The sequence below is a fragment of the Halolamina salina genome (assembly GCF_054653455.1).
Map to the genome: position 1 here is coordinate 2,064,810 of NZ_BAAIGE010000002.1, position 13,747 is coordinate 2,078,556.

A 13,747-nucleotide genomic window follows, 5' to 3' on the forward strand; every position below is an offset into this window, starting at 1 on the left:
ACCTCCCGAGGAATGCTCGAAGGCGTCAACGTCGCGCTCGGCGTGACCGGCAGCATCGCGGCGGTAAAGGTCGTCGAACTCGCCCACGAACTCCGGCGGCAGGGCGCCGAGGTCCGCGGCGTGCTGACCGAGAGCGCGCAGGGGATCGTCCACCCGTGGGCGGTGGAGTTCGCGACCGGCCACGAACCGGTCACGGAACTCACGGGACGCGTCGAGCACGTCGAACTCTGCGGCCGCGACGGCTGGGCGGACGTGCTCCTGATCGCGCCCTGCACCGCCAACACCGTCGGGAAGATCGCCGCCGCGGTCGACGACTCGCCGGTCACGACGACCGCGACGACCGCCATCGGTGCGGACGTGCCGGTCGTGATCGCCCCCGCGATGCACGAGCCGATGTACGACCACCCGGGCGTGCTCGACGCGATCGAGACGGTCGAGTCGTGGGGCGTCGAGTTCGTCGACCCGCGGATCGAGGAGGGCAAAGCGAAAATCGCGACGGAGGAGGCCATCGTGACCGAGGTCGCCCGTGCGACAGCGCCCGACACCCTCGCCGGCCGGCACGTCGTCGTCACCGCCGGCGCGACCAGCGAACCGATCGACCCGATCCGGTCGATCACCAACCGCGCGTCGGGGAAGACCGGCCGCGCGGTCGCGAAGGCGTGCTACGTTCGGGGGGCGGACGTAACGCTGGTCCACGACGGCGACGACGTGCCCTACGCGGCGGTCAAGCAGGTCGAGCGCGCGGCAGAGATGTGCGACGCGGTACTCGCGGCAGTCGACGACGGCGCCGACGCGCTGATCTCCGCGGCGGCAATCTCCGACTTCACCGTCGACGCCGCCGACGAGAAGATCAAGTCCGGCGAGGAGCGCACGCTGACACTCACGCCGGCACCGAAGCTGATCGACGACGTTCGAGAGGCGTACCCTGAACTCCCAATCATCGGCTTCAAGGCCGAGACCGCCGGCGGCGACGAGGGACTGGTCGACGAAGCCCGCCGGATTCTGGACCGAGCGGGGCTTTCGTTCGTCGTCGCCAACGACGCGAGCGTAATGGGCGACGACGAGACGCGGGCGCTGCTGGTGCGCGACGAGGGGTACGCGGAGTTCGCCGGCAGCAAGGCGGATCTCGGCACGCGGGTAGCAGAAGAGTTGGCCGAAGTTCTCGGGGAGGCGTAGCTACTCCCGTTGTCGGTCCCGCGGCCGACGCCGGCGCCTATCGCCGGCGTCCGCCGTGGTCGGCGGCGACTGACTACTGTCGCCGCCCACCGTGCCCCGGGTAGTCGCGCTCGAACCGCTCGCCGATCTCCTCGCCGGAGATCTCCACGATTACGGGCCGACCGTGCGGGCAGGCGTAGGGGTTCTCACAGTCGTCCAGCGCCGACAGCAGTTCGCTCACCGACCCCTCGGTCAGCGACGTGTTGCCCGTCACCGACGGGTAGCACGCCAGATCCGCGAGCAGGTCGTCGACGGCGTCGTCGACCGCCGCCTCGCCGTCGCCCTCGGAGACGAACGCCGAGAGGCTGTCCCGCAGGAGTTCGGGGTCCAGCGTCGCGTCGAACACCGCCGGGACGGCCGTCACTTCGACCGTGCGGTCGTCCCGCCGGTCCGCCTCGAACCCCATCTCCCCCAGCGCGTCGGCGTGGCTGGCGAACAGTTCGGCCTCGCGGGCAGTGAGTTCGAGCGTGACCGGCGACGCCAGCGCCTGACTCGCCATCCCGGCGTCGAACTCCCGCTGGAGGCGCTCGTAGTTGACGCGCTCGTCGGCGGCGTGCTGATCGATCAGGACGAGGCCGTCGTCGGTCTCCGCGACGACGTAGGTGTCCTGTAGCTGTCCGAGCACCCGTAGCGTCGGCAGCGAGTCGAACTCGCCGCCCGCCTCGGCGGTCCCGCCGCCCAGCGCCTGCTGGGTCGCCGTGGCGAACGAGCGATCCCCCTCCGGCGTTCGGGCGGGTTCGGTCCGTGACCGCTCGGTCGTTCCGGAGTCGGACCGACTGTGCGAGGGGTCGACTGTCTCCGGGGAGTCGGCCGAATCCGGCGTGTCGTCACGGGCAGTGCGGTCCCGGCTGTCCGGCCGCGAACGCGATCCGCCGGTCGATGTCGGTGAGTTCCCGGAGAGATCGACTGACCAGTCGTCCGCCTCGTCGGCCGCCGAGTCCGCGGTCGTCGCTCCCTCGTCGGTGTCGTCCGTTTCCGACCCGTTCTGCCAGTCCTCGAGTTCGGTTTCGGCCGATTCGTCGTCGGTCGATTCGCCGCCTCGGATGCCGCCCGAGGGTGCAGTCGAGTCCGTCGAGGACTCGATTCTCGAGTTCTCGGCCGGGGTGCCGCTACCGGTGGACCGGTTTAGATCGTTGTCGGGTCGTGTCCGGCCGGGAGACGGGCCTCGATCGCCGACGCCGCTCGCTTCCTCGTGGCGCGTGCCGGCGCCGCCGACGGCCTCCTCGTCGTCGACGCCGGGACGGACCGGCGTCTCGTCGGCCTGCGAGCGCCCGCGGGGCGCGGAGGTCCGGATCAGCCCCTCGGCCAGCAGCGCGTCCTCGACGGCCTCGCTCACGGCGTCCCGGACGCCCGCCTCGTCGTCGAAGCGGACCTCCAGTTTGCGGGGGTGGACGTTCACGTCGACGGTCGCGGGATCGAGTTCGACGAACAGCACCGCGAACGGGTAGCGGTCCGGCGCCAACTGCCCGCCGTAGGCGTCGAGCACCGCCTCCCGGAGCGCCGAGGCGGTGACGTAGCGATCGTTGACGAACGTCGAGAGGTACTCCCGGCCCGCGCGGGTAGTCTCGGGGTGAGAGACCAGCCCCTGCACGGAGTGAACGGGGGCGTCGTCGCTCTCTGCGGACCACTCCACGTCGACCATCGACTCCGCGACCTCGCGGCCGTACACCGAGAGCACCGTCGAGCGGAGGTTTCCGGTGCCGTCGGTCGCGAACACCTCGCGGTCGTCGTGCTCAAGCGAGACGGCGACGCCGGGGTTGGCCAGCGCGTACTGCGTGGCGACGGTGTTGACGTGGTCGAACTCGGTCGCGTCGGTCTTGAGGAACTTCCGCCGGGCGGGGACGTTGTAGAACAGGTCCTCCACTTCGACGACCGTCCCCGCCGGGCAGCCCGCCGGTTCGGGGTCGCCGATGTCGCCGCCGGTGACGGTGAGCTCGTGGCCCATCTCGCCGCCGCGGGGCTTCGAGCGGACCGTCGTCCGGGAGACCGCGCCGATAGCTGCGAGTGCTTCACCGCGGAACCCCAGCGTCCCCACGCCGGCTTCGAGGTCGGCGATGTCGCCGATCTTCGAGGTGTGGTGATCCCGGACCGCGAGGTCGAGTTCCTCGGCAGTCATGCCGACGCCGTCGTCGCGGACGCGGATGCCGTCCTTGCCGCCGCGCTCGACCGCGATCGAGACGCGGTCGGCGCCGGCGTCGATGCTGTTCTCGACCAATTCCTTGACGACGGAGGCGGGGCGCTCGACCACCTCGCCGGCGGCGATGCGCTGGACCGTCTCGTCGTCGAGCGCGGTGATGTCCGGGGTGTCCTCGGCCATGATCAGAACACCGCCCGCTCGATCGCGTCCTTCTGACTGCTGTTCAACTCGCGCTCGACGGCCTCCTCGGGGGCGAGCCACACCGCCCGGACGTGGTCGCCCGCGAGCGTCACGCTCTCGGTCGGGCTGTGGGCGCGGTAGATGGTGGCGAACGCGCCGCCCTCGTCGATCTCCCAGGCGGTACTCAGCACGGGATCGTCGACGGCCGCGTCGATCCCGGTCGTCTCACGGACTGCGCGTTTCAGCCCCGGGACCGGCTGCTCGCCCACCCGGAGCTGCCCGCCGGGAAGCTCCCAGACGCCGTCCTCGTTCTCCAGCAACAGCAGGCGGCGCTCCGGCTCGGGGCCGAGCAGCACCGCCTTCTGGGTGACCGCGAACCGGCGGCTCACGGTCGACCCCCCGCGTCGACTCGCTGTGTGTGCATGGAGACACCCACAGGGCGCGGGACAAAGAACGATGCGCTCACTCGTCGAGCCGGGACTGCCACTCCTCGACGCGCTGCATCAGTTCGATCGGCGAGATCTCCGCCACGTCGGTCCCGTCGAGTTCCTCCAGCACGTCGGCGGCCTCGGGATCGACCGCCTCGCCCTCGACGCCGCCACCGTCGCCGACGGTTTCCGGGGTCGTGTCGGCTGCTCCGCCGCTCGGCTGGCCGGCGCTCGTCGCGCCCGCGAAGCTCCCCGAACTCAGGTCGAAGACGGCCTGTTTCGTCTCGCCGTCCCCGCCCGAGCCGCGGGCCTCGATCGCCTTCTCCTCGCGCAGGCGGTCGAGCACGTCGCCCGCGCGGTCGACCACGGGGCCGGGCACGCCCGCGAGGTCGGCGACGTGAATCCCGTAGGAGCGGTCAGTCGGGCCGTCGCGGACGGTCCGGAGGAACGTCACGTCGTTCCCCTCGCCCGGCTCGCCGTCGACCGCGACGTGGACGTTCGCGACGCCCTCCAAGTGGTCCGCGAGCGTCGTGAGTTCGTGGTAGTGGGTCGCGAACAGCGTCTTCGCCCGGACCTCGTTGTGGAGGTACTCCGTCGCCGCCCACGCGATCGAGATGCCGTCGTACGTCGCCGTCCCGCGGCCCACCTCGTCCAGAATTACGAGCGAGTCCTCGGTCGCGGAGTGGAGGATGTTCGAGAGTTCCTGCATCTCGACCATGAACGTCGAGCGCCCCTGTGCGAGCTCGTCCAGCGCGCCGACGCGGGTGTAGATCCCGTCGACGAGGCCGACCTCCGCCGACCGTGCGGGGACGAAGCTCCCGGCCTGCGCCAAGAGGGTGATCAGCGCGGCCTGTCGCATGTACGTCGACTTCCCGCTCATGTTCGGCCCCGTGACGATCAGGAACCGCCGGTCGCGGTCGAGGTGGAGGTCGTTCGGCACGAACTCCGTCGTGGTCTCGACGACGGGGTGGCGGCCGGCCTCGACGTGCAGCGCGTCGCCGTCGGTGAGTTCGGGGCGGGTCCAGTCGTTGCGCGCGGCGTGGTCTGCCAGCGAGGCCAGTGCGTCGACTTCGGCGATGGCGCGCCCGGCGTCCTGCAGGAGTTCGGCGCGGGCGGCGACGCGCTCGCGGAGTTCTTCGAACAGTTCGTACTCCAGTTCCCCGCGAGCCTCCTCGACGCGCATGATCTCCCGCTCCTTCTCCTCGAGCTCGTCGGTGACGAACCGCTTGGAGTTCTTGAGCGTCTTCACCTCGCGGTAGTGTTCGGGCACCTGATCGGCGACGCTCTTGCCGACCTGGATGTAGTAGCCGTCGGTCTTGTTGCGGTCGACGGTGACGTGTGAGAGCCCGTGCTCCCGCTTCTCACGGTCGGCGAGCGTGTCGAGGAACCGCTCTAGCTCCTCGTGGCGCTCGATCAGTTCGTCGAGTTCCTCGTCGTACCCCTCGCGGAAGATCCCGCCCTGCGTGACCGTCTTCGGCGGGTCGTCGCGGATCGCCGCGTCGAGTTCCTCCCGGAGGTCGGCGGCGGCCGCGCGGTCGGGCTTCGCGAGCACGTCCGGCAGCGGCGAGGTCGCGAGCGGCGTGTCGTCGATCGCGTCCTCCAGCGCGGGCAGCACCGCGAGCGTCTGCTTCACCGCGAGCAGGTCGCCCGCGTCCGCGGAGCCGGAAGCGGCGCGGGACGCCAGCCGTTCGAGGTCGTAGGCGTCGTCGAGGCAGTCACGCAGGGCCTCGCGGGCCAGCGCCGCGCTCGCGAGCGACTCGACGGCGTCGTGCCGCCGGGCGAGCAATTCCTGATCGCGGCGCGGCCGCGTGATCCACTCCCGGAGCAGCCGGCGCCCGGGCGAGGAGACCGTCGCGTCGATGGTGTCGAACAGCGCCCCCTCGCTGCCGCCCTGCATCGTCTCGACCAGTTCGAGGTTGCGCTGCGTGGTCGCGTCGAGGTCGAGGTGGTCGTCGGGGCGGTAGTGCTGGAGCCGGCTCATCGCCGCCGAGACGCCGAGACCGGTGTCATCGACGTAGGCGAGGATCGCGCCCGCCGCTTGGACGGCGGGGGAGTCGTGGTCGAGGCCAATGCTCTCCAAGGTCGACTCCCCGAACCGCTCGCGGACGCGGTGGCGCGCACGGCCGGGGCCGAACTCGTCGCTCGGGCGCAGCGTGTGGGTGGCGTCGAGGCGTTCCTGCAGGCGCGAGAGCAGGGGATCGTCGGTCCGTACCTCGGGGCCGGGGAGGAGTTCGGTGGGGGCGAAGCGGTAGAGTTCGGCGCTCGCGGCGTCGGCGCCGTCGACGGCCGTGACGAGGAAGCGGCCCGTGGTGATGTCGGCGAACGCGAGGCCGTACTCGCCGGATTTCCCTTCGACGACCGCCGCGAGGTACTGCGCGTCGTCGTCGGTGGTCTCGACGAGCGTTCCGGGCGACGCGAGGCGGGTGATCTCGCGGTACTTCGAGCCGTCCTCGGCGTCGAACTGGTCGGCGACGGCCACGCGGTAGCCGCGTTCGACCAGCGCGGTCAGGTAGGGGGTGAGCTCCGAGAGCGGGACGCCCGCCATCGGGTAGGAGGAGCCGTGAGAGGACTTCTGGGAGATCGTGAGGTCGAGCTCGTCGGCGACGGTCTCGGCGTCGTCGGCGAACAGCTCGTAGAAGTCGCCACACTGCATCATCAGCAGATCCGCGTCGGTCTCGGCCTTCAGAGAGAGGAACTCCTCGACGATTCCCTGCGACATGGAGGTGTCTCGGTGGGTTGGTGGCTAAAGCCCTGCGGGTCGCTGGCGGTCGCTGTCTCGACCGTGGATAAACGGTCCGCCGTGGGTGAACGGCCACGTCTGGCCGACCGCACGGCGATGCGCGCATCGCCGCGGTGCCACCCCGATAAGGCCCCTACCCCGAACCGGGGCGACATCGCGACACCCGACCGAACGGAGTCGAGGTATAAGTGTTTCGTGGGATTCGGGCGTTCAGCCCTCGATCAGGCGCTCCAGCTGCTCGGGCGGCACCGCGCCGCGGGCGGCGTGGCCGTCGGCGGCGAACGTCGGCACGCCGGTGACGCCGCGGTCGCGGGCGGTCTGGAACTGCGCCTCGAGGCGGTCGGCCCACTCCTCGTCGGTCGCCGCCTCGCGGATCTCCTCGGCGTCGAGGCCGACCGACTCGGCCACGTCGGCGATCACGTCGGGGTCGCCGATGTCGCGGTGGTCGTCCCAGTACGCCGCGAACAGCGCGTCGTCGAACGCCTCGAACTGCTCGGGGTGCTCCTCGCGGACGTAGAACGCGGCCTGCTGGGCGTTCCAGGAGTCGGTGTCGGGCACCGCGTCGATGTCGAGGGCCACGTCGTACTGCTCGCTCAGGCGGTCGACGTTCTCCCGGACCTGCTCGAAGTAGTCGTCGTCCTTCCCGTCGTCGACGTCGTCCCGGATCTGTCGGTCTTCGTCCCGCTTGTACCCGCGGAGGTCGAACGGATGCCACTCCACCGCGAGCGGGGCGTCCCGGCTCTCGCGGTACTGCGCCAGCGACGCGCGACCCAGATAGCAGAACGGGCAGACGTAGTCGCTGAACACCACTACCTCGTCGGCCTCGGCGTCGGTGTCGACGACGCCGTCGGATTCGGACATACCGTGTCCAGACGCTGAACCGGGAAAAGGACCGGGGTAGCGGCCTGTGCGCTACGTCGACAGGCCGAGCGCGTCGGCGTGATCGTCGAGCAGGCCGGCGAACTCCCAGCCTTTGGGTTCGACCCGGTAGCGCACTCGAACCACCGGCACGTCCACGTCGACGACGCGACCGAGGTCGTGGGGGGTCCCCGCGAGCACGAGCTCCGGATCGGCGTTCTCGATCGTCGCTTCGAGGTCGGCGATCTGCGCCTCGCTGTACCCCATCGCGGGCAGCACGCGGTCGAGGTGGGGGTACGCCGCCAGCGTGTCGGCGACAGACCCGACCGCGTGCGGTTCGGGGTCGATCCGTGCGGCGGCGCCGAACTGCTCGGCGGCGACCGTGCCGGCGCCCGTGCTCGCGTCGCCGTGGGTCAGCGTTGGCCCGTCCTCGACGACCAGCACCTCGGCGCCGTCGACGACCTCGGGATTCTCGACGCTCACCACTGAGTCGGCGTGGAGGATCTCGGCGTCGGGGTTGACCGACTCGACGTTCTCGACCACCTGCTCGATATCTTCCTGCTCGGCGCTGTTCTCCTTGTTCACGAGCGCGTAGTCGGCCATCCGGAGGTTCGCCTCGCCGGGGTGGTAGCGCGTCTCCGCGCCGGCCCGCAGCGGGTCACAGAGCACGACGTGGAGGTCCGGCTCGACGAACGGGAGTTCGTTGTTGCCGCCGTCCCAGAGCAGCACGTCGGCCTCGTCGGCGGCCCGCCCGATCACGTCGGCGTAGTCGACGCCGGCGTAGACGACGTGGCCGCGCTCGATGTGTTGCTCGTACTCCTCGCGCTCCTCGATCGTCACGCCCGCCTCGTCGAGGTCGGCCATCGTCTCGAAGCGCCGGACGCGCCCCTCGACGAGGTCACCGTACGGCATCGGCTCGCGGACGACGGCGGTCTCGACGCCGCGGGACTGGAGTTCGTCCGCCAGCGCACGGCTGACCTGAGACTTCCCGCAGCCCGTCCGGACGGCGTCGACGGCGATCACCGGCACCGACGCCTCGATCATCGCGGTCTCTGGCCCGCGGATCTCGAAGTCCGCGCCCGCGGCGATCGCCCGGGAGCCGGCGTGCATCACCGTCTCGTGGCTCACGTCGGAGTAGGAGAAGACGACGGTGTCGACGTCCTCCTCGCGGACCAGCGCCTCCAGTTCGGACTCGGGGGAGATGGGAATCCCCTCCGGGTAGCCCTCGCCGGCGAGTTCGGGCGGGTAGCGTTCGTGGCCGCCCTCGGCCGTCTCGCCGAGGTTCTGTCCCGGCGCCGCCGTGAACGCGACGACACGGGCGTCGTCGCGGCCGCGGTAGGCGGTGTTGAAGTCGTGGAAGTCCCGCCCCGCCGCGCCCATGATGAGCACGCGTTCGGTCATTCGCTCCGGCGTTGGGCCGGCGGGGCGAAAAGGCTACTCGCCGCCCGCCGCCGAAGCTTCAAGCACGCCCCCGCCGAGGCCCCGCGCATGGACACGCTCGTCACGAACGGGACGCTGCTCACGATGCGGGGCGAGAGGCTCGGGATCGTGGATGGAGACTCGCCGGCGAGGGAAACCGGCGAGGGCGGTGGTGCCGTCGCGGTCGACGACGGCCGGATCAGCTACGTCGGCCCGGCGGCCGAGGGACCGGATCCGGGAGACGCCGAGGAAGTCGTCGACGCGGAGGGCGGCGTCGTCATGCCCGGGCTGGTGAACGCCCACACCCACATGGCCCACACGCTGCTCCGCGGCGGGGCGCAGGACGTGCCCGAGATCGAGTGGATGAACCGCGCGCTCGGCCCGCTGTCGGCCCACGCCGACGAGGCCGACCGCGTGGCGGGCGCGCGACTCGGCGTGCTGGAGGCGGTTCGCGCCGGCGCGACGACGATCTGTGAGTACGCCGGCGAAGTGGGGACGCTCGTCGAAGAGGTGTACCAGCCCCTCGGTGTCGACGTGGTCGCGGTCGAGACGATCAACGAGGTGCCCGACGAGCGCGGGGATCTCGGACCGCGGGAGCTCTACCCGTTCGACCGCGAGCAGGGGGAAACGGCGTTGGCCCGCGCGGACCGACTGTTCGAACGGTTCGGCGACGACCCGCTGGTGACGCCCGCCTACGGCCCGCAGGCGCTGGATATGGTGTCCCCGGAGCTTCTCCAGACGGTCCAGCAGCACGCCCACGAGCGGGGCGCGAAGCTCCACCTCCACACCGCGCAGGGCGAGCGGGAATCCATCCAGATCGAGGAACGCTACGGCGCCGAGGAATCGACGGTATCGGTGCTCGACGACCTGGGGATCGTCGACGACTCGCTCGTGGCGGTGCACTGCCACGGTGCGACGCCGGCGGAGCGCCGGCGGCTCGCGGAAGGCGGCGCGGCGATGCTCGGCTGTCCGTCCTCGATCGCCGCGATCGACGGGATCGTGCCCCCGGTGGCGGAGTTCCGCGAGTACGACGCCCCGGTCGGGATCGGCACCGATCAGGCGCCCGGGCCGGGCCACCACTCGATGGTCCGCGAGGCCCGCACCGCGGCGACGCTCTCGAAAGTCGAGCGGACCGATCCGACCGCCCTCACCGCGCCCGAGGCGCTGCGGCTCGCGACTGTCGGCGGCGCGGAGGCGCTGGGGATCGACGACGAGGTGGGGACGCTCGAAGAAGGGACGCGGGCGGACCTGCTCGTCGTCGAGACCGACCAGCTCTCGACCGCGCCCGCGGTCGAGTCGCCGCTGCACACCGCCGTCCCGAACCTCGTCTACTCGACGACCGGTCGGGAGGTCCGGGACGTGTTCGTCGCCGGCGAGCCGGTCCTGCGGGACGGGGCGTTCGTCGACGCCGACCCCGAGGCGGCCGTCGCGGAGGCGACCGAGCGGGCGCGGGCGCTGTACGAACGCGCGAGCGAGGACTGGCGCGCCGCGGACTCCGAACTGGTCGCCGCTGTCGACGACGGCTGGCTCTGAGCGCGGCAGTCAGTGGTCGTGGCCGGCGCCGTCTGCGGCGTCGCTCGTCGACTCGCCGTCCTCGCTCTCGCTGTGGCCCGAAAGCGCACCGAGCCCCGACGCGGGGTCGAAGCCGTCGACGGGGGTGACGGAGTAGTCCACGGTGAGGGTGTCCCGGGTCGCGCGGATCTTGCCGACGAACGTCGACACCTCCTCGAGGGTCCCCTCCAGCACGAACAGTTCCATACAGTGGCGCTCGCCGACGTGGGAGTGGAAGTTCGAGGCGACCAGCCCTTCGTGCTCGTGGCGGAGTTGCATCATGCGCTCCTCGACGCTCGTGGTCTCGTACTCGAAGAGGACGGTGACGACGGCCATGAGGTCGCGGTCCTCCAGCCGGCGGTCCTCGAACTCGCCCAGCAGGTTCCGGGCGGCCTCCCGGATCACCTCGCTGCGGCCCGTGTAGCCGTGTTCCTCGGAGAACGTGTCGATCCGTTCGAGCAGTTCGTCGGGCATCGAGACGCTGACGACGGTCATGTAGCAACCGAGACGCCTCTCGTTAATAATGATTAGCAGTCCCCGCGTGTGCCGACCCGAACGCGTATGCCGGGCGGCACCGAAGCGCCGCCGATGCTCGTCGTACACGCGACTTTCCCGATCGACCCCGAACAGCGTGAGGAAGCGCTCGACAGCGCCGCCGATCTGGTCGAGGCCACCCGCGAGGAGGCCGGCGTGATCGAGTACAACGCCGTCACGGATCTGGTGGAGTCGAACCTCCTGCGGTTCATGGAGGTGTACGAGGACGAGGACGCGTTCGCGGCCCACGTCGAGAGCGATCACTTCCAGGCGTTCGAAGCGGAACTCCCCGACCTGCTCGGGGGCGAGCCCGACGTGATGCGCTACGAGGTCAGCGACGCCTCGGAAGTGGAGGTCTGAGGAGAAAGGACGGATCGAACGGCGTTAGCGCACCGAGTCGAGGATCAACTGCTGCTCGACGCGCTTGACCTCGTGCTGGACGTCACGTACCGCGTCGATGTTCGCCGAGATGCTGCTGATCCCCTCCTCGACGAGGAAGTCGACCATCTCGGGCTTGGAGCCGGCCTGCCCGCAGATCGACGTGTCCACGTCGTGCTCGCGGCAGGTCTCGATCGTCTCGCTGATCAGTTCGAGCACCGCGGGGTGGAGTTCGTCGAAGCGGTCAGCGACGTGCTCGTTGTTGCGGTCGACCGCCAGCGTGTACTGGGTCAGGTCGTTGGTGCCGAAGGAGGCGAAGTCGATCCCCTGCTCGGCCATCTCCTCGACCATCAGCGCGCTGGCGGGCGTCTCGATCATCACGCCCCAGTTACGCTTCTCGGTGTCGATGCCGGCCTCCTGCATCAGCTTCTTGGCCCGGATCACGTCCTCGGCGTCGTTGACCAGCGGGAGCATGAGCTCGACGTTGTCGTAGCCCATCTCGTACAGTTTGCGGAACGCCGCGAGCTCGTGCTGGAACACCTCCGGCTTGTCGAGGCTGCGGCGGATCCCCCGCCACCCGAGCATGGGGTTGTGCTCGTCGGGCTCGTCCTCACCGCCCTCCATCGAGCGGAACTCGTCGGTCGGCGCGTCGAGCGTGCGCACCCGGACGGGCCGGGGGTAGAACTCCTCGGCGACGCCCTGGATGCCGTCGACGAGCTGGTCCTGGTACGCCTCGGCCCCCTCGTCTTCGATGTATCGCTCGGGGGTCTTACCGAGCGTGAGCACCATGTGCTCCATCCGGAGCAGCCCCACGCCGTCGGCGCCGGTCGCGGCCGCGCGCTCGGCGGCCTCCGGGATGGAGACGTTGACCTTCACCTCGGTCGCAGTCATGGGCTTGACCGGCGTTTTGGGGCGGACCTCCTCGACTGGCTCGTGGTCGGGCTCGGCGGGCTCGGTCCGGCCCTCGATCACGGTGCCGCGGTCGCCGTCGATGGTGACGACCTGATCGTCGACGAGCTCGCGGGAGCCGCTGCCGGTGCCGACCACCGCAGGGACGCCGAGCTCGCGGGAGACGATCGCGGCGTGACTGGTCATCCCGCCCTCGTCGGTGACGATCCCCGCGGCGCGCTTCATCGCGGGCACCATGTCGGGCATCGTCATCTCGGTGACGAGGATGTCGCCGTCGCCGACCTTGTCGAGTTGGTCGAGTTCGGTGACGACGCGGACCTCGCCCGCGACGACGCCCGGCGAGGCGCCGAGTCCGCGGAGCAGCACGTCGCCCTCGCCCTCGTTCTCGGTTTCGCGCTCCTCCTCGATGTCGGCGTCGCCGTCGTCGATCGTGGTGATCGGCCGGGACTGGAGCATGTAGATGTCGCCGTCGGCGACCGCCCACTCCACGTCCTGTGGCTCGTCGTAGTGGTCCTCGACGCGCTCGCCGAGTTCGACCAGGTCCTCGATCTCGTCGTCGGAGAGCACCCGCTCGTTCCGCCGGTCCGGCGACACCGACTCCTCGACGGTCTCGCCCGTCTCGGGGTCCTTGATCATCTTGACCTTCTTGTCGGCGACGGTCACCTCCTCGACCGAGTCGGTGTTCCGGTCGTACACGTAGTTGTCCGGGGAGACCGTCCCCGAGACGACCGCCTCGCCCAGCCCCCACGCGGCCTCGATGATCAGTCGGGGCTCGCCCGTGGAGGGGTGGGAGGTGAACATCACGCCGGACTTGTCGGCGTCGACCATCTGCTGGACGACGACCGCGATGTCGACGGCGTCGTGGGGGAAGTCCTTGCGCTCCCGGTAGTAGATGGCGCGCTGGGAGAACAGCGACGCCCAGCACTCCTTGACGCGTTCGAGCAGCGCCTCCTCCGTGACGTTGAGGAACGTCTCCTGCTGACCCGCGAAGGAGGCGTCGGGCAGGTCCTCGGCGGTCGCCGAGGAGCGCACGGCGACGAACGCCTCGCCGTCGCCGAGGTTGCTGTAGGCCTCGAGGATCTCCTCGCGCACCTCCTCGGGGAACGGCGTGTTCAGGATCAGGTCGTGGGCGGTGTCGGAGGCCTCCTTGAGCGCGGCGGAGTCCTCGGGGTCCACGTCCATCGCCGCGAACAGTTCATCGTCGATGCCCGCCTCCTCGATGAACGCCCGATACGTCCCCGCCGTGACGACGAATCCCGGCGGTACGGGAAGCCCCGCCCCGGTGAGCTCACCGAGGGAAGCGCCCTTTCCGCCGACCGTCTCCAGGTCCGCGGCGCGAACGTCGTCGAGCCAGAGTACTCCCATCAGGTAGGGATGCCGGTGTAGCGATAAAGAAGG

General features: G+C 70.4%; 10 protein-coding genes. 3 read left to right on the plus strand and 7 right to left on the minus strand.

What is annotated here, in order from left to right:
* Positions 1 to 12: 12 nt before the first annotated feature.
* Positions 13 to 1,176, plus strand: coding sequence for a bifunctional phosphopantothenoylcysteine decarboxylase/phosphopantothenate--cysteine ligase CoaBC (gene coaBC, locus ACYQZ5_RS11060; protein ID WP_379732410.1), 1,164 nt, complete (start codon positions 13 to 15; stop codon positions 1,174 to 1,176).
* 73 nt (positions 1,177 to 1,249) lie between these two features.
* Here coaBC and mutL read toward each other — a convergent pair whose 3' ends face one another.
* From mutL to ACYQZ5_RS11085, 5 genes are all read right to left on the minus strand, one after another.
* On the minus strand, positions 1,250 to 3,532 hold the full coding sequence (mutL, locus tag ACYQZ5_RS11065) for a DNA mismatch repair endonuclease MutL (protein WP_459846178.1): 2,283 nt from the start codon (positions 3,530 to 3,532) through the stop codon (positions 1,250 to 1,252).
* A gap of 2 nt (positions 3,533 to 3,534) precedes the next feature.
* Positions 3,535 to 3,921 carry an NUDIX domain-containing protein gene (locus ACYQZ5_RS11070; RefSeq protein WP_379732227.1) on the minus strand — a complete coding sequence of 129 codons (387 nt, stop codon included), beginning with the start codon at positions 3,919 to 3,921 and terminating at the stop codon, positions 3,535 to 3,537.
* 73 nt (positions 3,922 to 3,994) lie between these two features.
* The gene (gene mutS / locus ACYQZ5_RS11075) at positions 3,995 to 6,679 is read right to left on the minus strand and encodes a DNA mismatch repair protein MutS (protein ID WP_459846180.1); all 2,685 of its coding nucleotides are present in this window, start codon (positions 6,677 to 6,679) and stop codon (positions 3,995 to 3,997) included.
* Between the two features lie 231 nt (positions 6,680 to 6,910).
* The gene (locus tag ACYQZ5_RS11080) at positions 6,911 to 7,561 is read right to left on the minus strand and encodes a DsbA family oxidoreductase (RefSeq protein ID WP_379818424.1); all 651 of its coding nucleotides are present in this window, start codon (positions 7,559 to 7,561) and stop codon (positions 6,911 to 6,913) included.
* 51 nt (positions 7,562 to 7,612) lie between these two features.
* Positions 7,613 to 8,959 carry a GTPase gene (locus ACYQZ5_RS11085; protein WP_459846183.1) on the minus strand — a complete coding sequence of 449 codons (1,347 nt, stop codon included), beginning with the start codon at positions 8,957 to 8,959 and terminating at the stop codon, positions 7,613 to 7,615.
* An 87-nt stretch (positions 8,960 to 9,046) separates the two neighbouring features.
* On the opposite strand from ACYQZ5_RS11085, the gene ACYQZ5_RS11090 reads away from it, so the two are divergent.
* Positions 9,047 to 10,510: an amidohydrolase family protein gene (locus tag ACYQZ5_RS11090; protein ID WP_459846185.1), complete on the plus strand. Its 1,464-nt coding sequence runs from the start codon at positions 9,047 to 9,049 to the stop codon at positions 10,508 to 10,510.
* A 9-nt stretch (positions 10,511 to 10,519) separates the two neighbouring features.
* Here ACYQZ5_RS11090 and nikR read toward each other — a convergent pair whose 3' ends face one another.
* Positions 10,520 to 11,023 carry a nickel-responsive transcriptional regulator NikR gene (gene nikR / locus ACYQZ5_RS11095; protein WP_379732206.1) on the minus strand — a complete coding sequence of 168 codons (504 nt, stop codon included), beginning with the start codon at positions 11,021 to 11,023 and terminating at the stop codon, positions 10,520 to 10,522.
* Between the two features lie 93 nt (positions 11,024 to 11,116).
* Between nikR and ACYQZ5_RS11100 the strand changes: the two genes are divergently transcribed.
* Complete coding sequence (locus ACYQZ5_RS11100) at positions 11,117 to 11,422, plus strand: putative quinol monooxygenase (protein ID WP_379732207.1); 306 nt, start codon at positions 11,117 to 11,119, stop codon at positions 11,420 to 11,422.
* A 24-nt stretch (positions 11,423 to 11,446) separates the two neighbouring features.
* Here the strand turns inward: ACYQZ5_RS11100 and ppsA are convergent, their stop codons facing one another.
* On the minus strand, positions 11,447 to 13,714 hold the full coding sequence (gene ppsA, locus ACYQZ5_RS11105) for a pyruvate, water dikinase (RefSeq protein ID WP_379732208.1): 2,268 nt from the start codon (positions 13,712 to 13,714) through the stop codon (positions 11,447 to 11,449).
* Positions 13,715 to 13,747 lie beyond the last annotated feature (33 nt).

Coding starts and splice junctions, on each gene's coding strand:
- coaBC (WP_379732410.1), top strand. CDS start 13: ATGCTCGAAGGCGTCAACGTCGCGCTCGGCGTGACCGGCAGCATCGCG.
- mutL (WP_459846178.1), bottom strand. CDS start 3,532: ATGGCCGAGGACACCCCGGACATCACCGCGCTCGACGACGAGACGGTC.
- mutS (WP_459846180.1), bottom strand. CDS start 6,679: ATGTCGCAGGGAATCGTCGAGGAGTTCCTCTCTCTGAAGGCCGAGACC.
- ACYQZ5_RS11080 (WP_379818424.1), bottom strand. CDS start 7,561: ATGTCCGAATCCGACGGCGTCGTCGACACCGACGCCGAGGCCGACGAG.
- ACYQZ5_RS11085 (WP_459846183.1), bottom strand. CDS start 8,959: ATGACCGAACGCGTGCTCATCATGGGCGCGGCGGGGCGGGACTTCCAC.
- ACYQZ5_RS11090 (WP_459846185.1), top strand. CDS start 9,047: ATGGACACGCTCGTCACGAACGGGACGCTGCTCACGATGCGGGGCGAG.
- nikR (WP_379732206.1), bottom strand. CDS start 11,023: ATGACCGTCGTCAGCGTCTCGATGCCCGACGAACTGCTCGAACGGATC.
- ACYQZ5_RS11100 (WP_379732207.1), top strand. CDS start 11,117: ATGCTCGTCGTACACGCGACTTTCCCGATCGACCCCGAACAGCGTGAG.
- ppsA (WP_379732208.1), bottom strand. CDS start 13,714: ATGGGAGTACTCTGGCTCGACGACGTTCGCGCCGCGGACCTGGAGACG.